The organism is Desulfomicrobium apsheronum, from assembly GCF_900114115.1.
GTDB classification, from domain to species: domain Bacteria; phylum Desulfobacterota; class Desulfovibrionia; order Desulfovibrionales; family Desulfomicrobiaceae; genus Desulfomicrobium; species Desulfomicrobium apsheronum.
Genome location: NZ_FORX01000012.1, coordinates 63624 through 84119, shown reverse-complemented (window position 1 = coordinate 84119; position 20496 = coordinate 63624). Strand labels below are relative to the sequence as shown.

The following is a 20496-nucleotide window of genomic DNA, read 5'->3' as shown; positions in this document are numbered from 1 at the left end:
AAGGATTCCCGATTCCGTTTCATGGCATAGGTTGCCTCATGAAAGACCTGCACAAGCTCCCCGCTCATACGCTCAAAGTCTGCCGTGGCGCGGCCCAGTGCCCGCATGCGGTGCTGGGTACGGACCTGACCGCCGAACTCGAAGACGTGCTCATCCGTTCCGGCTGGCCTGAATTTCTGGCCGGCATGACCCGCCCCATCCGTCATCACCATCAGTTCAGAATGGCCGTGGCCTCCTGTCCCAACGGCTGCTCCCAGCCGCATATCGCGGATTTCGGGCTCATCGCCTTTGCCCGCATCGGCCTTGAGTCCGAGCGGTGTTCGGGTTGCGGGCACTGTGTCTCGATCTGCGCGGAGAAGGCCCTGCATCTGGAGGACGGCATCCACCTGGATCGTTCGCGCTGCCTGGGGTGCGCGGCCTGTGCGCGGGTCTGCCCCGAAAAAGCCCTGCAAGTGGATGAGACCGGATATCGCGTGCTCCTCGGCGGCAAGCTCGGACGCCATCCGCGCCTGGCGCATGAGCTGGGTTTTTATAGCCTACCCGAATCTCTTGATGTCCTACGCAAGGTCTTGAGCGTGTTCATGGACCACCACCGATCCGGTCTGCGCCTGGGGGATCTTGTCGAGAAGCTGGGCCGGAAGGAATTCGACAAACTGGTGCGGCCATGACCTCCATGGCCCTGCTGACACGAGTCCTCATCGTGTTATGCAGCCTGACCACGGCCGCGCACTTCCTGCGTTTCGGCACCCTCTGGGAGGCGGCTCCGGCTCTTTTCCCGGCCCTGGCCGCCTTTTTTCCGCGTCTCTTGCCCAGACCGCTGCTCATTCTGGCCGCCCTAGGCGGCGCGCTGCTGTGGGCGAACCAGGGCGTCGAGCTGGCTGCGTGGCGAATGAATTTCGGCCTGCCGTGGATGCGCCTCGCCCTGATCCTGGGCGCGGTCTGCCTGGCCCATCTGGGCGTCATGGCGCTCATGATCGGCCGCGCCGGGAAGAAACTCTTCGGACCCATGGGCGGCACCGACGCGGTCAAGACCGCCACCGCCCTGCTGGTGGGCGGCACCCTCATTCTGGCCCAGAACAAGGCGCCCATGACCCTGCTCCTTGGAGATCGCTTTTTCCCCGGTTCCGGGATTTTCTGGATCTGCCTTTTTGCCGTCCACGGGTCACTGGTCAGCGGCTGGCTGCTGAGCGACCGCAAAGGCAGGACGCGTGGCAGGATCTGGACCCTGTTTTCGGCCGTGTTCTTCGCCCAGCTCCTGCTCGGTCTGGCCGGTTGGAGCATTTTTCTGATGACCGGAAAACTGCACCTGCCCGTCCCGGCCCTGATCCTGGCCGGGCCGCTGTTCCGGGGTGAAGGGTTTTTCATGCCGATCCTGCTCGGTGTGTCCCTCCTGCTGGTGGGACCGGCCTGGTGCAGCCACCTGTGCTATATCGGCGCCTGGGATGACCGCCTGGCCCGCCTCGGTCCGGCAAAGCCCGCGCCCCTGCCCTCCTGGGCGCCGTGCCTGCGCGCCGGGCTGCTTGTCGCAACGATCGTCATGCCGCTTGTGTTGCGCGCCCTGGACATTTCCTGGCCCTGGGCGCTGGGTCTGGCCGCAATCTTCGGCCTGGTCGGGATCATGATCATGGCCCTGGCGTCGCGCAGCAGCGGAACCATGGTCCATTGCACGGCCTATTGCCCCATCGGCCTGGTCAACAACCTTATCGGACGCATGCTGCCCTGGCGCGTAAGCATCGGCAGCGGATGCACCCAGTGCGGTGCGTGCTCCACGGCCTGCCGCTACAACGCCCTGACGACCATCGATCTGGCAAAAGGGCGTCCAGGCCTGACCTGCTCCCTGTGCGGCGACTGCCTGCCCCGCTGTCCCCACGGGCATCTCGGATACAGCTTCCCGGGACTGACACGGGCGCGTGCACGCCAGGTCTTCGTGACCCTGGTGGCCAGCCTGCATGTGGTGTTTCTGGCGGTGGCCCGGATTTAGAAACCGGACGCCCGCTCCCGTACGCAAAAACCAATTTCCACTCCCGACAAGCCCGGCTGGAGCCAAAGGCCCGAAGCGCTAATACCGATCCAGAACCCGCTCTTTCTCGGAATAGTCCCACTCCTTGAGCCCCAGGGCCACGAGCACGTCATCGACCAGTTCCTCGACGCTCCTGTGGGCCTGGAGCATGTGGTCCATGCCAGCCATGTAGAGGGCTTCGCGTTCGCTCATGACCGCCGCGACCTCGTCGTGCAGGGCCAATGGAGTCAGGGCCGGGCGCTGGGCGACGTTGGGATCGCGCAGCATTCTGGCGATGAGCAGCCCCGCGTCGGCCGCCAGATAGAAGCTGACCCCTGAGCGGTACATGAGGTCTCGATTGGCCTGTGAGAGGACAATGCCGCCGCCCGTGGAGACGACCTTGCCCGGAAGCGCCGCCGCCTTGACCAGGGCCGCCTCTTCCAGGGCGCGAAAGGCATCCCAGCCCCGCTCGGCCACGATGGCATTGATGCTCTGCCCGGCCTCGGCCACGACCATGGCGTCAGTGTCGACGCAAGGGCACTTGAGGACCTCGGCCAGCGCCGTGCCCACGGTGGTCTTGCCGCTGGCGCGCATGCCCAGCAGGAAAATATTTTTCTTTTGCAGGGAAAAAGGTTCACGCTTGAACTGTCCCGGCCGGAAGGTCATGCTGGCCGCGTCGTCCTCGATTTCCACTTTTTTCTTGATGAAATTGGTCATTTGCATCCTCCTTCTGTGGTGCGGCCACAGGAATGGGCGAAAAGCATGCAAATTGCAATGCCTCGGCCGCCAGGTTCGCTGCATTGACTGGCAAATGGCAAACAGCTAGCACTTCAAAAATACGACATCCAAAAGAGGACCTCCATGAATTTCCTGAAGACTTCCGTCCTGATTCTGCTGCTCGCCCTCCTGCCTTCCACCGCCATGTCCCAGGACATCCAGAAAGCCGGAATCCATGATTTCAAAAACATCATTGAATCAAGCAAGGGCAAGGTTCTGATCATAAATTTCTGGGCGACCTGGTGTTCCCCTTGCGTCAAGGAATTTCCAGGGCTCATGAACCTGCGACGGGAATTCACGGAGGACGACCTGACCATCGTCGGCATCTCCATGGATTACGGAGCGCGGCCGGTGGAAAATTTCGTCAAACTGAACAAGGTCAATTTCCCGATCCTCATCGACGACGAATCCATAGGCTCCATGCTCGACATCAAGTCCATCCCCCGCACCCTGATCTACAACCGCGCCGGAGAACAGATCCTCGATCATTTGGGATTCATTTCCGAGGAAAGCTTTCGCCACATTGTCGAGCGATTACTGCAAAAGCCATGAACATTCTCGCCGAACTGGCTGAAAGGGCGATCCAGGAGGCCCAGCAGCGCGGCGAATTCGATGATTTGAGCGGCCAGGGCCAGCCCCTGCCCGAGACAAACGACCCCTTCATGCCCGAAACGCTGCGCATGGCCTACAAGATGCTGAAAAATGCCGGTTACGTACCCCGGGAAGTTCAGTCCCAAAGGGAAATCCGGTCGCTCATCGAGTGCCTTGAGCGGGAAACGGACGAAGCTTTGAAAATGCGCCAGATACAAAAGGTCCAGCTCTTCATCGCCAAGGCCAGGATCGAGCATGGCGGCCTACTGCAGGAAGAAAACGAAAACTATTTCCAAAAAGTCGTGGCTCGCGTCACGCTCAATAAAGCCTGATTCCCATGAATAATCAAAGACGTTCGCTTTTGAAGGCCGCCCTGGCCCCCCTGCTGCTGCCGTTCTTTGGCCACGAGGCCCTGGCCGCGCAACCACCCCTTTCCGAAATTTCGGAGATCCGGATCATCCAGGCCAAGGACCCGGCACGCATCCTTGACCGAGTTTCAACTTCGGGCTTTGCGCACTCCATGGCCCAATCGGTGCTGGCGTACATCATCGAGAGCTACCCCAAGGGCAACCTGCCGGTCTGGAAAAAGCCCCTGTCCGAGATTGACCTGCATTCGCGCATTCCCGTGATCTGCACGCATGTGGTGCAGGGCGTCCTGCGTCACGCATCCATCTATCCCGTGGACCCCTGCTGGATCATGGGCCAGATGATGGCCGAGTCCTTTTTCTACGAATTCGCCGTGTCTTCGGCCCTGGCCGTCGGCCCATGCCAGTTCATGGCCGCCACGGCCAGAGGATACAATCTGGTCTGCGCCGACCGGCACGGACAGCCGGCCGGTTTTGCGCTGCGCGAGGATCTGGAGCCCGAATTCAAGCAGGCCGCGACATACCGCGACCAGATGCGGGCCCTGCGCCGCGAGCAGCCCGACCTGTTCGGTAATCCGGCCAAGCTGCTGCGTACCCTCGTCAATGCCCAGGCTGCGGGCAAACCGCTGAGCGCCGCCGGAACCTACGCCCTGGCTCTTGACCGCATGGATCTTTTGCAGGCCAGTTACACCGCATCGCGGGACAATTGCCGCCTGTTTCTGAGTGAAAACTTCCAGAACCGCTCCATTTTTTCGCCTCAGGATGTGGCCTTCCTCGAAAAATTCGATCAGCGCGTCCTCTATTCCCATTCCATAAACGCCATGGTCAAAATGATGGCCGAAAACCTGCGCGCCCGCGGCGGCAACATCCTGGCCGCCACGGCTGGATACAATGCCGGGCTTGGCAACACCGACTCCAAGTACGGGGTCTACAGCACCTACGGACGCATCCCCAACTTCGGCGAGACCGTGGATTACGTCAGCAAGATCCTCGTCAACCATCACGAGATAACCCGCCGCATCGTGTAGGAGAAAGGCCGTGAACCCAGCCAAAGTCAGGCGCGATCATCTCCAAAATCTGACCGACCTGCCCAACATCGGCCCGGCCATGGCCCGGGACCTGCGGCTGCTCGGCTTCGAGCGCCCTGAACAGCTTGTCGCCCAGAACCCGCAAGCCCTATACGAGCGCCTCTGTGAACTGACCGGGGCACGCCAGGACCCATGCGTGCTGGACGTCTTCGTGTCCGTGACCAGATTCATGGATGGGGAAGAGCCGAGGCCGTGGTGGTTTTACACGCCGGAGCGAAAGCAAAATCCGCTTTCCGAAAAATAATTCCCCCTCGATCCATTCCTGACGACCTTGCCCACCAAATTCAAAGGGCACGTAAAATCCGCGACACACATGACCCGAAGTTCGGAAACCCGTAGTTCCACAATGTCATTCCCGCGCAGGCGGGAATCCATTCCTGACGTCCTTGCCCGCCAATCCAGCAAGCACGTAAAATCCGCGACACTCATGACTCGAAGTTCGGAAACCCGTAGTTCCACCATGTCATTCCCGCGCAGGCGGGAATCCATTCCTGACCTCCTTGCCCGCCAATTCCAAAGGGCACGTAAAATCCGCGACACACATGACCCGAAGTTCGGAAAGCCGTAAGTTCCACCATGTCATTCCCGTGCAGGCGGGAATTCATTCCTGACGACCTTGCTCGCCAATCCAGCAAGCACGTGAAATCCGCGACACTCATGACTCGAAGTTCGGAAACCCGTAGTTCCACCATGCCATTCCCGCGCAGGCGGGAATCCATTCCTGACGTCCTTGCCCGCCAATTCCAAAGGGCACGTAAAATCCGCGACACTCATGACTCGAAGTTCGGAAACCCCTAAGTTCCACCATGTCATTCCCGCGCAGGCGGGAATCCTGCCTTGAACAGACAAACCTTGAAAATCGGGGATAGATCCCCGCCTGCGCGGGGATGACGCTCGGTGAGACGGCAATCTACTATCACGACCTCATGAAGATGGATCCCCGCCTGCGCGGGGATGACGCTCGGTGAGACGGCAATCTACTATCACGATCTCAGGAAGATGGATCCCCACCTGCGCGGGGTTGACGTATGCCTCGGATGATGCCTGTCTGCTAATATTCCACGCCGAATCCCACGCGACGACTGACAGTCGGCAGGGTTGAATTCCCGACTATTTGGGAATAGTGTTCTATATGAGCGGGAAATATTCCCAAACGACAGTTTTTCTTCCTTGGCCCGATAATCGATTTTGGCCCTTTCCTTGCTCAAGTCAGCGTCCTTGACTTTTCACGAGTCGGGGCCGTTTTTTTATACAAATTTGTCATTAATCACCTGTTTGCGCCGAAAAAATATGACAATTATGTCACATTTCCAGGAGCCAGGTTTTGAACAGCAAAGGGAGTAGCGCGCTATGTGTCGATTGTTTGCGCTGACCAGCAGCGAACCCGTCTCCCCCATGGATGCCATCCGGGCCTTGGATGTCATGCGCGAGGGGCACGACGGATCAGGAGTCGGCCTTTATTTGTCGGATCTGGGCGGCCCGTTCGAGTCCATGAAGGGTTGCCCCATCCTGTCGGGAATCTTCACCGACGCCGGTGTCGAACGTCTGGACGCCTTCATGGGCGCCAAGGGGTTCACCCTGAAGCACGACCTCGCCCTCACGCCAAAGGGCCCCATGCCCACATGGACGCCCAGGCGTGACCGCTACATCGTGCGGACCTATGACATCCCCGCCGCCTGGAATGACCTGAGCGAAGAGGAAAAGGGCCTCGGGTACCTGAAAACCCGTCTTGAACTCAAGCACATGGGTCTGGCCGACGAAAGCATCACCGTCTTCTCCTTCTGGCCGGACACGGTCATGATCAAGGAAATAGGGGATCCGTTGCAGGTCGGCGAGTATCTGAGCCTGGACCGGCCCGAGATAATGAGCCGCCTCATCCTGGCCCAGGGTCGCCAGAACACGAACTACGCCATCAATCTCTACGCCTGCCACCCCTTCTTCGTCGAAGGGATCAGCACCATGACCAATGGCGAAAACACGGCCTTCATCCCCATCCGCGACTACCTCGCCGCCCAGGGAATTCCCGGCTATGAAGGTTACAACTCCGATTCGGAAGTTTTCACCCACATCCTGCACTACACGATCAAGAAGCTGGGCCTGCCCTTTGAAGCCTACAAGCACATCATCACGCCCCTCAAGGACCACGAGATGAGTGCCCATCCGGACAAGGAATTCCTGTCCAAGCTGAAGCAGATCTGCCGCCGACTCATCATCGACGGCCCCAACTGCGTCATCGGCTGCCTGCCGGACAGGTCCATGTTCATGGTCCAGGACAGCAAGAAGCTGCGCCCCGGCGTGGTCGGAGGTCGTCCCGGCCTCTACGCGTTCTCCTCGGAGATCTGCGGCCTGGACCTGGCCATCCCCGATCGCGACAAGTCCCAGGATTTTCAACCCATGCATCTTGATTCGGCCATTGTCGGCCCGGACCGCCAGGAGATCAAAGTATGTCGGCAAACACAGCCATTAGCCCTTCCCAACTGAGCATCAAGGATCTGCCCTGGCAGATCGAGTGGAACAAGGACCGCTGCACCCTGTGCGGTCAGTGCTGCGCGGTGTGCCCCATGCAGTCCCTGGAGCTCGGCACCTTCCGCAAGCGCAGCATCAAGGTCCCGGCCGGGTTCAAGAACAAGCCCGAGAACGAGCACACCATCTATTACGGCATCCGCCAGCGCACGGCCCCGCACCAGGCCTGCGTGGGCTGCGGAACGTGCAGCATGGTCTGTCCCAACGACGCCATCCTACCCATGCACTCCGATGAAAAGGACAAGCTGCGCTACCACGTCAATCTCGGCGGCCAGCCCCGAACCCGTGGCGGCCGACGCAACGACAACAATTCGCTGCTGGACCAGATCAAGTTCATCCGCATCTCCATGCTGACCGACCCGGCCCTTGATTCGGGCCGTCATGAATTCGACCTGCGCACCCTGATCGGCCGCATCCAGAATCCCATGGAAGGACTGGCCACCATCAAGGAACACGGCTGGGCCCCGCCCGTGCGCGAGATCTACCCGCTCATGATCGGCAGCATGTCTTTCGGAGCCCTCTCGCCCAACATGTGGGAAGGCCTGCAGATGGGCGTCGCCTACCTGAACGAGGAGCTGGGCATGCCCGTGCGCATGTGCACTGGCGAGGGCGGATGTCCGCCGCGCCTGCTCAGATCGCGTTTTCTCAAATATGTCATTCTGCAGATCGCATCGGGCTACTTCGGCTGGGACGAGATCATCCACGCCATCCCGCAGATGAAGGAAGATCCCTGCGCCATCGAGATCAAGTACGGCCAGGGCGCCAAGCCCGGCGACGGCGGGCTACTCATGTGGCACAAGGTCAACAAGCTCATCGCGGCCATCCGCGGCGTGCCCACCGGCGTCAGCCTGCCCAGCCCCCCGACGCATCAGACCCAGTATTCCATCGAGGAATCCGTGGCCAAGATGATTCAGTCCATGTCCATGGCCTGGGGATTCCGGGTGCCGGTCTATCCCAAGATCTCGGCCACGACCACGACCAACGCGGTCCTGAACAACCTCTGCCGCAACCCCTACGCGGCCGGATTGGCCGTTGACGGCGAGGACGGCGGCACGGGCGCGGCCTACAACGTGTCCATGAACCACATGGGCAGCCCCATCGCCTCCAACATCCGCGACGCCTACCTGACCCTGTGCAAGCTGGGCAAACAGAACGAGGTTCCGCTCATCGCCGGTGGCGGCATCGGCAAGAACGGCAATCTGGCGGCCAACGCGGCCTCGCTGATCATGCTCGGCGCCTCGGCCGTGCAGATCGGCAAGTACGCCATGCAGGCCGCCGCCGGATGCGTGGGCTCGGAGTCCGATCGCTGCAACGTGTGCAACATCGGCGTCTGCCCCAAGGGCATCACTTCCCAGGATCCGCGCGTGTACCGCAGGCTCGATCCGGAGAAGGTGGCCGAGAGGCTGGTCGAGCTCTACGTCAGCTTCGACATGGAAATGAAGAAGATCTTCGCCCCCCTGGGCAGGTCCACGTCTCTGCCCATCGGCATGTCCGATGCGCTGGGGATCGCCGACAAGGACGCGGCGGACAGACTGGCCATCAAATACGTGGTCTGATGAGGGAGAGATATGCAAAGCACCATTCATATTGACGGAAAGGAAAACGGCGTGCGCCTGGAATCGCGCATCCTGGAGGAACGCATCCAGGACGCGGTCAAGGCCGGAGCCAGGGAGCTGACCATCGACGCCTGCGGCCAGCACGGTATCGGCGGGCGGTTGTGGGTATCCAAGGAGGAGTCCGTCAGCGTCAAGGTCACTGGCGCGTCCGGACAGCGCCTTGGTTCCCTGGGCTTCCCCGGCACGACCATTGAAGTCATGGGGCCCGGCTCCGACGACATCGGCTGGCTCAACGCCGGAGCGGAAATCATCGTTCACGGCAACGCGGGCAACGGCATCTGCAACGCCATGGCCCAGGGCAAGGTCTATGTCGGCGGCAACGTCGGCTCGCGCTGCATGACCATGACCAAGCAGAACCCGCGCTTCGCGCCCCCGGAACTTTGGGTTCTGGGCGACACGGGCGATTATTTCGCCGAGTTCATGGCCGGCGGCACGGCTGTGGTCTGCGGTGTCAACGCCCACGATCAAGCCAACGTCCTGGGCTACCGCCCTTGCGTAGGCATGGTCGGCGGGCGCATTTTCTACCGTGGCCAGGAACAGGTCATAAGCAACGCCGACGCCAAGCACGTGCCCGTCGGCGACGACGACTGGGCCTGGCTTCAGGAAAATCTAAAGCAATACCTTAAGAAAATCGACAAGGCCGAGCTCTTCGACATTCTGGCCACCCGCGACCAGTGGCATCTGGCCACGGCCAAGTCGCCCTACGAGAAGGTCACCAAGAAACGCAAAAGCATGTCCGACTTCCGTTCCCAGGTCTGGGACATGGAGCTTGGGCGCGGGGGCCTGGTCGGCGATCTGACCTCCCTGGACCGTTCGCCCATCGGACTCATCACCAGCGGAGAATTGCGCCGCTTCGCCCCTGTCTGGGAAAACTGCAAGTACATGCCCCCCTGTCAGGCCAGCTGCCCGTCTGGAATTCCGGTGCAGAAGCGCTGGCAGCTGGTACGCGAAGGCCGCCTGGCCGAGGCCGTGGATCTGTCCCTTGAATACACGCCCTTCCCGGCCACGGTCTGCGGCTATCTCTGCCCCAACCTGTGCATGGAGGGCTGCACGCGCGGCCTTGGCAGCCTGAAGCCCGTGGACGCCAAGATGCTCGGCAAGGAGGGCATCAACGCCCATCCGCCCATGCTGCCCCTGTCCTCGGACAAGAAAGTAGCAGTCATCGGCGGCGGCCCGGCCGGCATCTCCGTGGCCTGGCAGCTGCGCCTCAAAGGTCACAAGGCCTCCGTGTTCGACATGGACGAGAAGCTCGGCGGCAAGCTGCAGGCCTCCATTCCTGCCAACCGCATCCCGCCCGAGGTGCTGGCGGCGGAGCTGGACCGGGCGCGGGAGATCATTCCCCATGTGCGGCTTGAAAAGAAACTCAACCGCGACGACTTCGAGGCCATAAAAAGCGACTACGACTTCATCGTCCTGGCCACCGGAGCCCAGCGCCCGCGCACCCTGCCCGTGCCCGGCAACGAACGCCTCATCACGGCCACGGATTTCCTGAAGGCCTGCAAGCACGGCGACGCCAAGGTCGGAGAACGCGTGGTCATCATCGGCGCGGGCAATGTCGGCTGCGACGTGGCCACGGAAGCAGCCCGCCTGGGCGCCAAGAGCATGACCCTCATCGACGTGCAGAAGCCCATGAGCTTCGGCAAGGAACGCGAGGAAGCGGAAAAGGCCGGAGCCCAGTTCCTGTGGCCCTGCTTCACCAAGGAAATCACACCGGAAGGCGTGCTCCTGACCGACGGCCGCGTGATTCCGGCCGAGACGGTCATCATCTCCATCGGCGACACCCCGGATCTGGAGGCCTTCCCCGAGAACATCGCCCGTGAGCGCGGCTTCATCACCGTCAACGACGTCAACCAGACCACGGACCCGAAGGTCTTCGCCATCGGCGATCTGGTCAAACTTGGCCTTCTGACCCAGGCCATCGGCGACGGACGACGCGCGGCCCAGGCCATCGACGAGATCATCAGCGGCCGCCGCCCCCTCTCGGTCACCGAGGACATGCACGAGGGGCTCAAGATGCGGCTGGAATACATGGACCCGGGCAACCACATGTCCGAAACCATAGACTACTCGCGCATGAACCTGGCCTACTTCGACCCGCGCCTGGGCGCATTCGACAGCCTGGACCAGTGCGCCGAGGAGTGTTCGTCCTGCGGCGTGTGTCGCGACTGCGGCATCTGCGAGGCCATCTGTCCACGCGGAGCCATCAGTCGCGAAGCCCTGCCGGACAACGAATTCGCCATGGTCTGCGACAGCGAGAAATGCATCGGCTGCGGCTTCTGCGCCGGAGCCTGCCCCTGCGGCATCTGGACGCTCATTCCGAATACGCCGCTGGAATAGCGGTCTGAAAAAATAGACGAAACAATGGGGGGAAGGCGACTTTCCCCCTTTTTTGTTGCGAACTTTTTTTGATACGAGTTCCGATATCAACAGCGGATGTCGACTGCTTCTTCTGCTCGACAGCACCAAGGCCGTCTTGACTTGATATCAAAAAATAATATCATGAACACATGAAACGCAAACACGAATCCACTCTCCACAGGATTTTTGACCATCCGACTTCCGGCGGAATCAAATGGGCAGATATCGAAGCCCTGTTTGCGGAGCTTGGAGCAGAAATAGCGGAGCGTGAAGGTTCGCGTATCAGCGTGTTTCTTTTCGGAGAAATCAGAATCTTCCATCGCCCGCATCCTTCGCCGGACACGGACAAGGACGCGGTGGCAAGCATCAGGAAGTGGCTCGAAAAAAATGGGGTGAAGCCATGAAGAACGTACTTGATTTTCCCGGCGGTTACTCTGCCGTCATTGGCTACGATTCCGAACTGGAAATGTTCCGAGGTGAATTTGTCGGTTTGAACGGTGGGGCTGACTTCTACGCCACGGACCTGGAAGGATTGAAGCGGGAAGGCGCGCTGTCACTCAAGATATTTCTGGACGATTGCGCCACACGCGGCATCGAGCCCAAAAAGGCAAAAGGCAAATTCGCCCTGCGCCTGGATCAGGACATCTACCGGCAGGCCACTATCGCCGCAGCAGCCAGTGGAAAAAGCCTGAACCAGTTTATCACCGAAGCAGTGCGAGAAGCCGTGACTCGCGCGTGAGCTCAATATCTAGCCGCAGCACCAGGAGCAGGAGGGATTTCATGAACGCACGCACCCGTCTCATGCAGACGCCGGATCTGGGACTTCCGCCGACCAGAACCGTCAATCCGGAACTTCATCGCGGCTCAACCGTATATTTTGACTCGTATGCCGATCTGCGCAGTGCCGGCCATGGAGAGTATCGCGGGATCACCTATGGCACCGACAGGCTGCCGCAGCAGCGCATTCTCGAACAGGCCATCGGCGAACTCGAGGGCGCGGCCCTGACCCGCGTCTTTCCTTCGGGCATCAGCGCCATAAGCGAAACCCTGCTGGCTTTTGTACAGGGTGGGGACCATCTGCTCGTCTGCGACAATGTCTATGGACCGACCTTACGCTTCTGCCGTGAGGTCCTGGGCAAATTCGGCGTTCAGACCGATACCGTGCCGGGCAACGCAGGGGCGGACATCGCAGACTACCTGCGTCCGAACACCCGGCTCATTTTCCTGGAATCGCCCGGCTCGAACACTTTCGAGATCCAGGACATACCAGCCATCACCGGCATTGCCCGCGAACGCGGCATCGTCACCGTCCTCGACAACACCTGGGCCACGCCCCTGTTCCTCGATCCATTCGCCCTTGGCGTGGACATCTCCATCCATTCGGTGACCAAATATCTTTCCGGCCACTCGGACGTCCTGATGGGCTCGGTCTCGACCACCGCCGAGTACGCCGAAACCCTGGCCAAGGCCTACGCCTGCCGGGAAATCTACGGTTCCCCCGAAGACTGCCTGCTGACCCTGCGCGGCCTAAGGACCCTGCATGTCCGCATGAAGGAGCACTTCGCCTCGGCCCTTAAGGTGGCGCAGTGCCTGCAAGACCATCCGCTGGTCGGCGACGTGCTCTATCCGCCCCTGCCCTCGCACCCGGAACACCACATCTGGAAGCGCGACTTCAGCGGCGCGTCCGGCCTTTTCGGCATGACCCTGCGTCACGAACATGCGCCGGAAGACCTGGGCGCGTTTCTGGACTCTCTTAGTCTGTTTGGGATGGGATTCAGCTGGGGAGGATACAAGAGCCTGATCACGGCCGGGATGCCTGCAAGGAATCTGGCCGGTCGCTACCATGGGCGGACGATCATCCGCCTGCATATCGGGCTGGAAGACCCGGAGGATCTGATGGAAGATCTGCGGCACGGGCTGTCGCTGCTTGAAAAGCGGACGCCAATTACATGATGCGCCCACCATGCGCCTAGCTTCCCGCTGCCGCGTCCGCCGGAACCGGCGAATGGCCATGACGTGACGCCATAGGCTCCGCATGTCCGGGCCTTTCGTCAGGCCCGGCAAAAAGCCCGTCGTCCGTCCGCCCTCACACCTGCTTCAAGCCCCTACATTGTAGCGTTTCATCTGGCTCCACACGCTGGTGCGGGAGATTCCCAGAATCCGCGCCGCCTCGGACTGGTTTCCGTTTGCCTCGCGCAGGGCCTGCACCAGACGCTCCTTCTTGATCTCGTCCAGGCTTCTGGCCGCAACATCGGCAGGGACACACACGACCGCTTCGCTCATGAGCTCCGTCGGCAGGTCACGGGGTTCGATCATGTCCGTCTTGCAGGCCACGAAGGCGTATTCGAAGGCGCTCCTGAGCTCGCGCACGTTGCCCGGCCATGGGTGGCGCAGGAGCAGATCCATGGCTTCACGCGAAATGCCCTGCACCTTCTTGCCGGACTTGAGCTGCATGCGCAGAAAAAACGAGGAGGCCAGCAGCGGAATGTCCTCGCGGCGTTCGCGCAGCGGGGGGATGCGGATGGGGATGACGTTGATGCGATAGTACAGGTCCTGACGAAACAGGTTCCTGGCGATCAGGTCCGGCAGGTCACGGTTGGTGGCGGTCAGAATCCGGGCCTGGACCGGGATGGGCTTGTGGTCGCCCACGCGTTCGATGACCTTCTCCTCAAGCACGCGCAGAAGTTTGACCTGAGTGCTGGCGGGCAGGTCGCCGATCTCGTCCAGAAAGATGTCGCCGTCACCCGCGCTCTCGAAACGCCCCATGCGGTCCTTGTGCGCCCCGGTGTAGGCCCCTTTGACATGCCCGAACAGCTCGCTTTCAAGGAGCGACTCGTTGAGCGCCGCGCAATTGACCTTGATGAACGGCTTGTCCCGACGCGGACCGGCTTCATGGATGGCCTTGGCCACCAGCTCCTTGCCGGTGCCGCTCTCGCCGTGGATGATGACCGGGGAATCGATCTGCGCCACGCCGTCGATGAAGTCGAAGACCTGCTGCATGTTCGCGGCCCGGCCCACGATGCCGTGAAAGGAGTCTTCGCGTGAGATCTCGCGCCGGAAGGTCTCAAGCTGCTGCTCCTTGTCCACAAGGTCGGAGATGTCCGTCATGGTCTCCACCGCCCCGATGATCTCGCCGTCCCTGTCTTTGAGCACAGAGGCATTCTTGACCACGGGCACGCGCGAACCGTCCTTGCGCATCAGGGCGCACTGCTGCTTGCGCAGCTCGCCCTTCTTGAACATCACGCACCAGTGACACTCCGGAATCCCGCGTGCCAGCTCGCAGGACGAGCAGCCGAGGATCGTGCACGAAGCCCCGATAAGCTCATCGCGGGAATACCCCGTCATGCTCACCAGCCCCTCGTTGACGGATACGATCTTGCCGTCCGGCGTGACGATCATGATCCCGTCTTGAATGGTGTTGACCACGGTCTTCCAATATTGATTCAGATCCTCGTCCATCCCCTTCGCTCCATGCCACCTGTTTTGTTTATGAACAAACCACCTGTTAAGATGTTTAATTAATGAACATGCAAAACGCAACAGCGAAACGGAAATCAATCATTCCGGATCTCCCGCACTCATATTTAAAATAACTATTTCGGCACGATAAGCACAATTATATGCTCAAGCGTACCAACAGGGAATTCTGGCACGCCGCTGGCTATTGGGGAAATGTCGGCACGGCCCGGCGCATGAGGATGAATGCCATGACCAAACTAGACATGCGGAACACGATGGATTTTTTCGGGATGCTGACAGCGTACGCACTGATCAAAAGGCTTGAAGCCGGTGAGTCCATGCTGATCCTGGCCAATGACAGGGCTTTTTTGCCCGATCTGCGCAGAGTGCATCCTGATTGCAGTTTTCAGTTGGTCCCGCCTCATGAATTGAAGGAAGGAGACGATTATCTGTTTCAGGTCAGAAAAATCTGAACCAGGCAGACTTCTCAACCCAAATCGCAAGGAGCAAGCCATGTCTACAGTAACAGTCAATTGCCCGTATTGTCAGGAAAGCATGACCGTAAATCAGGGAGACGACTATGCCCCGCGGTTTCATGAGTGCTGCAAGTGCGGGCAGAAGTTCATCGTCGAGCGAGGTTTGAGCAAGGTGAAGGTCATGAAGGAAAAGGACGCTCCGTGCATGAGCAACCCCGAATGCCGGGAAATTGAAACCAGCGCCACGTGTGAAGAATAGCAACGCAAGCATGAACAAGGAAAAACGGTGATGTGGAAGATATTGCAGACGATATCCAAGAATCTGGTCCTGGCCATCCCCACGGTCATGATCCTGGGCTTTGTGAGTGGGCTCCTGGGTGATGCGGCATGGCTCAAGAATCTCATCGTGCCTTTCACCTTTCTGATGGTCTACCCGATGATGGTCACGCTGAAAATCAACCAGGTCTTTTCCGGCGGCGATCTGAAGGCCCAGATCATCACCCAGCTTGTCAATTTCGCCATTGTGCCCTTTCTGGCTTTTGGCGTTGCCTGGGTCTTCTTTCGTGACCAGCCTTACATGATGCTCGGCATCGTGCTCGCCGGTCTGGTGCCCACCAGCGGCATGACCATCTCCTGGACCGGTTTTGCGGGGGGCAATGTCGCCGCCGCTGTAAAGATGACGGTCATCGGGCTCACGCTCGGTTCCCTGGCCACGCCGTTTTACGTGCGCTCCCTGCTCGGTGCCAGTATCGAGATGGATGTCAGCGCCGTCTTTTCCCAGATCGCGCTCATCGTCTTCCTGCCCATGGCTCTTGGCTACGCCACGCAGCGCCTGCTGATCCGCGTTTATGGCCAGAAAACATTCGCCGAACGTCTGGGACCGCGCTTTCCCGCCCTGTCCACCCTCGGCGTGCTCGGCATCGTGTTCATCGCCCTGGCGCTCAAGGCCAGGACCATCATGGGCGCGCCCGCCATGCTGCTGCAGATCCTCGCGCCCCTGGCGATCATCTATGGAGTGAATTTCGCCCTGAGCACCGTCCTGGGACGAATCATCCTGCCACGAGGCGACGCCATCGCCATGGTTTACGGCACCGTCATGCGCAACCTTTCCATCGCGTTGGCAGTGGCCATCAACGCCTTTGGCTCCCAGGGTTCCGACGCGGCCCTGGTCGTGGCCATGGCCTATATCATCCAGGTCCAGAGCGCCGCCTGGTACGTGAAGCTGACCGATCGCCTCTTCGGACCGGCACAGCCAAAGGGTATTTTTACTCCCCAAACCGCAAGCAGGAGCTGACACCATGCTGCCCGAATACAAACGCATTCTCTACGCAACGGACCTCTCCGAAAGCGCGCGCATGGCCCTGCGGCACGCCATTTCCCTGGCCAACTGCCATGGAGCGGCCATGACAATCCTGCACGTCGTTCCGGATCTGGTCGAGCTCATGAGCGGGGACGCGGGTTTTGACATCGAAAGCCATTTCAGCCGCGCCGAGTGGGAAACGATCAATGCCACGGCCACAACCAGGGCCAAGAAAAAAGCGCGCGAAAGGGTGCGCGAGATGACCGCCGAATGCGCCACGGACAATCCCCGCTGCCCGGTGTCCGGGGCCGAACTCAAGATCCAGACCAGAGATCCGGCCGAGCGCCTCCTGGCCGAAATACAGACCGGAAACTACGATCTGGTGGTCATGGGAGCGCATGGCCGAGGAGCATTCATGGACATGCTGCTTGGATCCGTGGCAAACAAGGTCGTAAGACTCAGTTCGGTGCCGGTGCTGACGGTGAGGCTCCCCGTGGAGAGCGCGGCAGGGTGAACCTACAGCGAAACGGGAGCCATGCCTTTGAACATCAGACAATGAATACTTTGGAGAAACGCATGAAAATCAACCGCAGATCCTTCCTCGCCTCCGGCCTGGCCGTTGCCACGGGGGCCACCCTGGGCCCGACGAAGGCGCGCGCCCAAGAGGGCCGGGCCGAAGAGGTCGAACTGGCCACGCTGCTGGACCTGTCCAAATGCATCGCCTGCGGCGCGTGCGTGGAAGCCTGCCGCGAGACCAACGGCCACAAGTTCCCCCAGCCGAAAAAACCCTTCCCCAAGATGTATCCGGCCAAGGTCAAGGCCGCGGACTGGTCGGACCGGCAGGATGTGGACGACCGCCTGACTCCCTACAACTGGCTCTACATCCAGACGGCCACGGGTGAATACAACGGCCGGCCCTTTGAGCTCAACATCCCAAGGCGCTGTCTGCACTGCCAGAATCCACCTTGCGCCAACCTGTGCCCGTGGGGTTCCGCTTCCAAGGACAGCCGGGGCATCGTCAGCATCAACGACGAAATTTGCCTTGGCGGCTCCAAGTGCAAGGATGTCTGCCCCTGGCACATCCCCGAGCGCCAGACCGGTGTGGGCCTTTACCTCAAGCTCGCTCCGAGCTTCGCGGGCAACGGCGTCATGTACAAATGCGACCGCTGCCGGGACCGGGTGGCCCTGGGTGAAACCCCGGCCTGCATCGAAGCCTGCCCCGAAGGGGTGCAGACCATCGGCCCGCGCGACGAAATCCTGGCCCAGGCCCGCGAACTGGCCCGGCGCACCGGAGGCTTCATCTACGGCGACACGGAAAACGGCGGAACCAATACCTTTTACGTCTCCCCCGTACCCTTCGACGTTCTGGATCAGGCCATTGAAACGGGCCCGGGCAAACCGCATCTGGCTTCGGTCGGCAACCCGTTCGAAAAAGAGGAACTGCTGGCACGCGCCGTCTATGCGGCGCCCGTCGTCGGACTCATGGCCGGCGTGCTGCATCTGGTACGCGGCGCCACCTCGGAGGACGACAATGAATAAGCTCACCCTTGTCTTTCGCCTGACCGTGGTCGCGCTGCTGTTCACGGGCTTCGCCCAGATGCCCATCTTCGCCCGCTATTATCTGGCGGACGTGCCGGGCTTCGCCTGGACGGCGGACTACTATTTCAACCATGTGCTGCACTATGTCCTGGCCATCGTGCTGCTGGCCATTCTTGGCTGGCGACTGCCGCGCATCCTGCGCCGCAAGTCATGGACGGCAATGGATGTCATTGTCGGCCTGTGCTGGGCAGGCATCGTCCTGACCGGCATCATCCGGGTCATGAAGAACCAGCCGGAGGCCTATTTCTCTCCCACGCTGGTCATGTGGGTGGACTGGAGCCATCTGGGATTTGTCATGCTCCTCGGAGCGGCGAGCCTGATCCGTTCAAGGGCCCGGCCCGCATCCCTGAAAAGGTGATTCGGACAAAACCTAACAAATCACTTTAAGTTTTCGGCGGATTCATTCCCATCATCATGACGCGCACCTGGCAACCGGGTGCGTGCTGGGGCTCTTGTTTCAAAAATTCAACCAATTTGACCAAAAGGAGACGAATATGATTGCCAAGCGCATTGTCGTGATCGGAGGAACCGCCGCCGGGCCAAAGGCAGCGGCCAGGGCCAGCCGCCTGGATCAGAACGCGGAGGTCATCCTCCTGCAGAAGGCCCCGGAGCTGTCCATGGCATCCTGCGGATACCCCTACTATGTGTCGGGAATGTTCAAGGATCGCGAGAAGCTGCTGTGTACCCCGTCCGGCGTGGTGCGCGATCCGGCCTTCTTTGCCGGTGCCAAGGGCATCACCGCCATGGTCGAGACCGAGGCCGTGAGCATCGATCGTGAGAGCAAGGTCGTAAGCTGGATCAATGCCGCCGGAAACAATGGCCTCCTGGCCTACGACAAGCTCATCCTGTGCACCGGCTCCGTGCCCAAGATGCCCCCCATCCAGGGACGCGACCTCAAGGGCGTGACGACCCTGCACTCCATGGCCGACGCCGACGCCATGCGCACCTGGGCCGAGCATTCCAGCGGCAAAAAGGCCGTGGTCATCGGCGGCGGACTCATCGGCATGGAAGCTTGCGAGGCCCTCTGCCATGCAGGCGTTGACGTGACCGTGGTCGAGGCCCTGCCGCAAATTCTCGGCTTTTTGGACACGGAGTTGGCACTACTGGTGGAGAATCATGCCCGCGCCAAGGGTGCAAAGATCATCACCGGCGTCGGCCTGTCGGCCCTTGAAGGCGAAAATGGACAGATCGGCGCCGCACGGCTGGCAGATGGACGGGTGCTGCCCTGCGATCTGGTGGTCATGGCCATCGGCGTGGCCCCCAACACTGCCCTGGCCAAGGCTGCGGGCCTTGAAATCGGTGCATTCGGCGGCATCGCCGTCAACGACTTCATGGCCACCTCGGACCCAAGCATCTACGCTGCCGGAGACTGCGTCGAGATCACCAACCGTCTCACCGGCAAGAAGATGCTGGCGCCCTACGGCGACCTGGCCAATCTCGAAGGCCGCGTGGCCGGAGAGAACGCGGTGCTCGGCGACTCGGTGCGCTTTCCCGGGACCATCGGCAGCGGTATCTGCAAGGTCTTCGACTTCACCGCCGCGTCCACAGGCCTCTCCGAGCGCCGTGCCAGGGAGGCGGGCTTCGACGTGGTCACGGCCATCAACGCCAGCCCCGACAAGCCCGGCTTCATGGGCGCAAAACCCCTGGTCTCCAAGATGGTGGCGGACCGCGCCACGGGCCGCATCCTCGGATTTGCCTGCGTGGGCCCCGGCGACGTGAACCGTCAGGCCTCCGAAATGGCCGTGGCCGTGGCCGCAGGCTGGACCGTGGACGAGATGGCCATGGCCGACCTGCCCTACGCGCCGCCCTATTCCCAGGCCATCGACCATGCCATCGCCACCGCGCACATCCTGCAGAACAAGATGCGCGGACTGATGACCGGCATCTCCAGCGTCGAGGCCAAGGCCCTGTTCGATGCGGGCGGTCCGCTCTACGTCCTGGACGTGCGCGGCCAAGATGAATTCAAGGAAAATCAGCTCGGCCGGGGTGAAACGCTCATCCCGCTCGGCCAGTTGCGCGGACGCGTAAGCGAGCTGCCCCAGGACAAAAACGCGACCATCCTCTCTTTCTGCAAGGTCTCCATGCGCGGCTACGAAGCCCAGCGCATTCTCGAAAGCGCGGGATATACCGACGTACGAGTCATGGAAGGCGGCCTCATGGCCTGGCCCTACACTACGGAACAATAGTTTCTCGTCCCTTTAACTGATTGAAAATTCAAAATTCGTAGACCGTTCAAAAATGATGAGATGCAAGGAAGCGAAAAAATTCAGGGCGCGCGGTGTATTGCGCATACATGAGCGGTCTGGATTTTTTCGCTGACGCAGCAGATCGCCCGTTTTGAGGCG

The 20496-nt window shown here is 60.7% G+C and carries 21 protein-coding genes; 19 read left to right on the top strand and 2 right to left on the bottom strand.

Features of this window, described 5'->3' with window-relative positions:
• The first annotated feature begins 38 nt into the window (after positions 1–38).
• Both BMZ40_RS11990 and BMZ40_RS11985 read left to right on the top strand, forming a co-directional pair.
• Positions 39–668 carry a 4Fe-4S dicluster domain-containing protein gene (locus tag BMZ40_RS11990; RefSeq protein ID WP_092375954.1) on the top strand — a complete coding sequence of 210 codons (630 nt, stop codon included), beginning with the start codon at positions 39–41 and terminating at the stop codon, positions 666–668.
• A complete protein-coding gene (locus BMZ40_RS11985; protein WP_245751101.1) occupies positions 665–1981 on the top strand; it encodes a 4Fe-4S binding protein in 1317 nt (438 codons plus the stop codon). Before BMZ40_RS11990 ends, BMZ40_RS11985 begins: the two co-directional genes overlap by 4 nt.
• 78 nt (positions 1982–2059) lie before the next feature.
• Here BMZ40_RS11985 and aroL read toward each other — a convergent pair whose 3' ends face one another.
• Entirely contained in the window at positions 2060–2716 is a 657-nt protein-coding gene (aroL, locus tag BMZ40_RS11980) for a shikimate kinase AroL (protein WP_177193147.1), read from the bottom strand.
• Between the two features lie 144 nt (positions 2717–2860).
• Here aroL and BMZ40_RS11975 point away from each other — a divergent pair, with 144 nt between their 5' ends.
• The 10 genes from BMZ40_RS11975 to metC all read left to right on the top strand — a co-directional run bounded on the left by BMZ40_RS11975 (position 2861) and on the right by metC (position 13270).
• A complete protein-coding gene (locus BMZ40_RS11975; protein ID WP_092375947.1) occupies positions 2861–3328 on the top strand; it encodes a TlpA family protein disulfide reductase in 468 nt (155 codons plus the stop codon).
• A complete protein-coding gene (locus BMZ40_RS11970) occupies positions 3325–3699 on the top strand; it encodes a DnaJ family domain-containing protein (protein WP_092375944.1) in 375 nt (124 codons plus the stop codon). Before BMZ40_RS11975 ends, BMZ40_RS11970 begins: the two co-directional genes overlap by 4 nt.
• Positions 3700–3704: 5 nt before the next feature.
• Positions 3705–4760 carry a lytic transglycosylase domain-containing protein gene (locus BMZ40_RS11965; protein WP_143075623.1) on the top strand — a complete coding sequence of 352 codons (1056 nt, stop codon included), beginning with the start codon at positions 3705–3707 and terminating at the stop codon, positions 4758–4760.
• A 10-nt stretch (positions 4761–4770) separates the two neighbouring features.
• Positions 4771–5064 carry a helix-hairpin-helix domain-containing protein gene (locus BMZ40_RS11960; protein WP_092375938.1) on the top strand — a complete coding sequence of 98 codons (294 nt, stop codon included), beginning with the start codon at positions 4771–4773 and terminating at the stop codon, positions 5062–5064.
• A 1106-nt stretch (positions 5065–6170) separates the two neighbouring features.
• Positions 6171–7301: a class II glutamine amidotransferase domain-containing protein gene (locus tag BMZ40_RS11955; protein WP_092375935.1), complete on the top strand. Its 1131-nt coding sequence runs from the start codon at positions 6171–6173 to the stop codon at positions 7299–7301.
• On the top strand, positions 7265–8899 hold the full coding sequence (locus tag BMZ40_RS11950; RefSeq protein ID WP_092375932.1) for a glutamate synthase-related protein: 1635 nt from the start codon (positions 7265–7267) through the stop codon (positions 8897–8899). The genes BMZ40_RS11955 and BMZ40_RS11950 overlap by 37 nt, the downstream gene beginning before the upstream one ends.
• Positions 8900–8911: 12 nt before the next feature.
• Entirely contained in the window at positions 8912–11296 is a 2385-nt protein-coding gene (locus BMZ40_RS11945) for an FAD-dependent oxidoreductase (protein WP_092375929.1), read from the top strand.
• Between the two features lie 170 nt (positions 11297–11466).
• Positions 11467–11721 (top strand): type II toxin-antitoxin system HicA family toxin, encoded by a 255-nt coding sequence (locus tag BMZ40_RS11940; protein ID WP_092375926.1) that lies wholly within the window; start codon positions 11467–11469, stop codon positions 11719–11721.
• Positions 11718–12056, top strand: a complete 339-nt coding sequence (locus BMZ40_RS11935; RefSeq protein ID WP_092375924.1) for a type II toxin-antitoxin system HicB family antitoxin — start codon at positions 11718–11720, stop codon at positions 12054–12056. The genes BMZ40_RS11940 and BMZ40_RS11935 overlap by 4 nt, the downstream gene beginning before the upstream one ends.
• Before the next feature lie 41 nt (positions 12057–12097).
• Positions 12098–13270: a cystathionine beta-lyase gene (gene metC / locus BMZ40_RS11930; RefSeq protein WP_092375921.1), complete on the top strand. Its 1173-nt coding sequence runs from the start codon at positions 12098–12100 to the stop codon at positions 13268–13270.
• Positions 13271–13414: 144 nt separating this feature from the next.
• On the opposite strand, the gene BMZ40_RS11925 is transcribed toward metC, so the two are convergent.
• On the bottom strand, positions 13415–14776 hold the full coding sequence (locus BMZ40_RS11925; RefSeq protein ID WP_092375919.1) for a sigma-54 interaction domain-containing protein: 1362 nt from the start codon (positions 14774–14776) through the stop codon (positions 13415–13417).
• Positions 14777–15024: 248 nt separating this feature from the next.
• Here BMZ40_RS11925 and BMZ40_RS11920 point away from each other — a divergent pair, with 248 nt between their 5' ends.
• From BMZ40_RS11920 to BMZ40_RS11890, 7 genes are all read left to right on the top strand, one after another.
• Entirely contained in the window at positions 15025–15249 is a 225-nt protein-coding gene (locus BMZ40_RS11920) for a hypothetical protein (protein ID WP_143075622.1), read from the top strand.
• Between the two features lie 40 nt (positions 15250–15289).
• Positions 15290–15511, top strand: a complete 222-nt coding sequence (locus BMZ40_RS11915) for a hypothetical protein (RefSeq protein WP_092375914.1) — start codon at positions 15290–15292, stop codon at positions 15509–15511.
• 30 nt (positions 15512–15541) lie between these two features.
• On the top strand, positions 15542–16546 hold the full coding sequence (locus tag BMZ40_RS11910; RefSeq protein WP_092375912.1) for an arsenic resistance protein: 1005 nt from the start codon (positions 15542–15544) through the stop codon (positions 16544–16546).
• A 4-nt stretch (positions 16547–16550) separates the two neighbouring features.
• Positions 16551–17066 carry a universal stress protein gene (locus tag BMZ40_RS11905; RefSeq protein WP_092375909.1) on the top strand — a complete coding sequence of 172 codons (516 nt, stop codon included), beginning with the start codon at positions 16551–16553 and terminating at the stop codon, positions 17064–17066.
• A 62-nt stretch (positions 17067–17128) separates the two neighbouring features.
• The gene (locus tag BMZ40_RS11900; protein ID WP_092375906.1) at positions 17129–18091 is read left to right on the top strand and encodes a 4Fe-4S dicluster domain-containing protein; all 963 of its coding nucleotides are present in this window, start codon (positions 17129–17131) and stop codon (positions 18089–18091) included.
• On the top strand, positions 18084–18509 hold the full coding sequence (locus BMZ40_RS11895) for a hypothetical protein (RefSeq protein WP_092375903.1): 426 nt from the start codon (positions 18084–18086) through the stop codon (positions 18507–18509). Before BMZ40_RS11900 ends, BMZ40_RS11895 begins: the two co-directional genes overlap by 8 nt.
• A 136-nt stretch (positions 18510–18645) precedes the next feature.
• Positions 18646–20337 (top strand): FAD-dependent oxidoreductase, encoded by a 1692-nt coding sequence (locus BMZ40_RS11890; protein WP_092375900.1) that lies wholly within the window; start codon positions 18646–18648, stop codon positions 20335–20337.
• Positions 20338–20496 lie beyond the last annotated feature (159 nt).

Excerpts from the sequence above, each read along its gene's own strand:
- BMZ40_RS11925 (WP_092375919.1), bottom strand. The coding sequence starts at position 14,776 with ATGGACGAGGATCTGAATCAATATTGGAAGACCGTGGTCAACACCATT.
- BMZ40_RS11920 (WP_143075622.1), top strand. The coding sequence starts at position 15,025 with ATGACCAAACTAGACATGCGGAACACGATGGATTTTTTCGGGATGCTG.
- BMZ40_RS11895 (WP_092375903.1), top strand. The coding sequence starts at position 18,084 with ATGAATAAGCTCACCCTTGTCTTTCGCCTGACCGTGGTCGCGCTGCTG.
- BMZ40_RS11975 (WP_092375947.1), top strand. The coding sequence starts at position 2,861 with ATGAATTTCCTGAAGACTTCCGTCCTGATTCTGCTGCTCGCCCTCCTG.
- metC (WP_092375921.1), top strand. The coding sequence starts at position 12,098 with ATGAACGCACGCACCCGTCTCATGCAGACGCCGGATCTGGGACTTCCG.
- BMZ40_RS11900 (WP_092375906.1), top strand. The coding sequence starts at position 17,129 with ATGAAAATCAACCGCAGATCCTTCCTCGCCTCCGGCCTGGCCGTTGCC.
- BMZ40_RS11990 (WP_092375954.1), top strand. The coding sequence starts at position 39 with ATGAAAGACCTGCACAAGCTCCCCGCTCATACGCTCAAAGTCTGCCGT.
- BMZ40_RS11965 (WP_143075623.1), top strand. The coding sequence starts at position 3,705 with ATGAATAATCAAAGACGTTCGCTTTTGAAGGCCGCCCTGGCCCCCCTG.
- BMZ40_RS11940 (WP_092375926.1), top strand. The coding sequence starts at position 11,467 with ATGAAACGCAAACACGAATCCACTCTCCACAGGATTTTTGACCATCCG.
- BMZ40_RS11950 (WP_092375932.1), top strand. The coding sequence starts at position 7,265 with ATGTCGGCAAACACAGCCATTAGCCCTTCCCAACTGAGCATCAAGGAT.
- aroL (WP_177193147.1), bottom strand. The coding sequence starts at position 2,716 with ATGACCAATTTCATCAAGAAAAAAGTGGAAATCGAGGACGACGCGGCC.
- BMZ40_RS11935 (WP_092375924.1), top strand. The coding sequence starts at position 11,718 with ATGAAGAACGTACTTGATTTTCCCGGCGGTTACTCTGCCGTCATTGGC.
- BMZ40_RS11970 (WP_092375944.1), top strand. The coding sequence starts at position 3,325 with ATGAACATTCTCGCCGAACTGGCTGAAAGGGCGATCCAGGAGGCCCAG.
- BMZ40_RS11915 (WP_092375914.1), top strand. The coding sequence starts at position 15,290 with ATGTCTACAGTAACAGTCAATTGCCCGTATTGTCAGGAAAGCATGACC.
- BMZ40_RS11890 (WP_092375900.1), top strand. The coding sequence starts at position 18,646 with ATGATTGCCAAGCGCATTGTCGTGATCGGAGGAACCGCCGCCGGGCCA.
- BMZ40_RS11905 (WP_092375909.1), top strand. The coding sequence starts at position 16,551 with ATGCTGCCCGAATACAAACGCATTCTCTACGCAACGGACCTCTCCGAA.
- BMZ40_RS11955 (WP_092375935.1), top strand. The coding sequence starts at position 6,171 with ATGTGTCGATTGTTTGCGCTGACCAGCAGCGAACCCGTCTCCCCCATG.
- BMZ40_RS11945 (WP_092375929.1), top strand. The coding sequence starts at position 8,912 with ATGCAAAGCACCATTCATATTGACGGAAAGGAAAACGGCGTGCGCCTG.
- BMZ40_RS11910 (WP_092375912.1), top strand. The coding sequence starts at position 15,542 with ATGTGGAAGATATTGCAGACGATATCCAAGAATCTGGTCCTGGCCATC.
- BMZ40_RS11985 (WP_245751101.1), top strand. The coding sequence starts at position 665 with ATGACCTCCATGGCCCTGCTGACACGAGTCCTCATCGTGTTATGCAGC.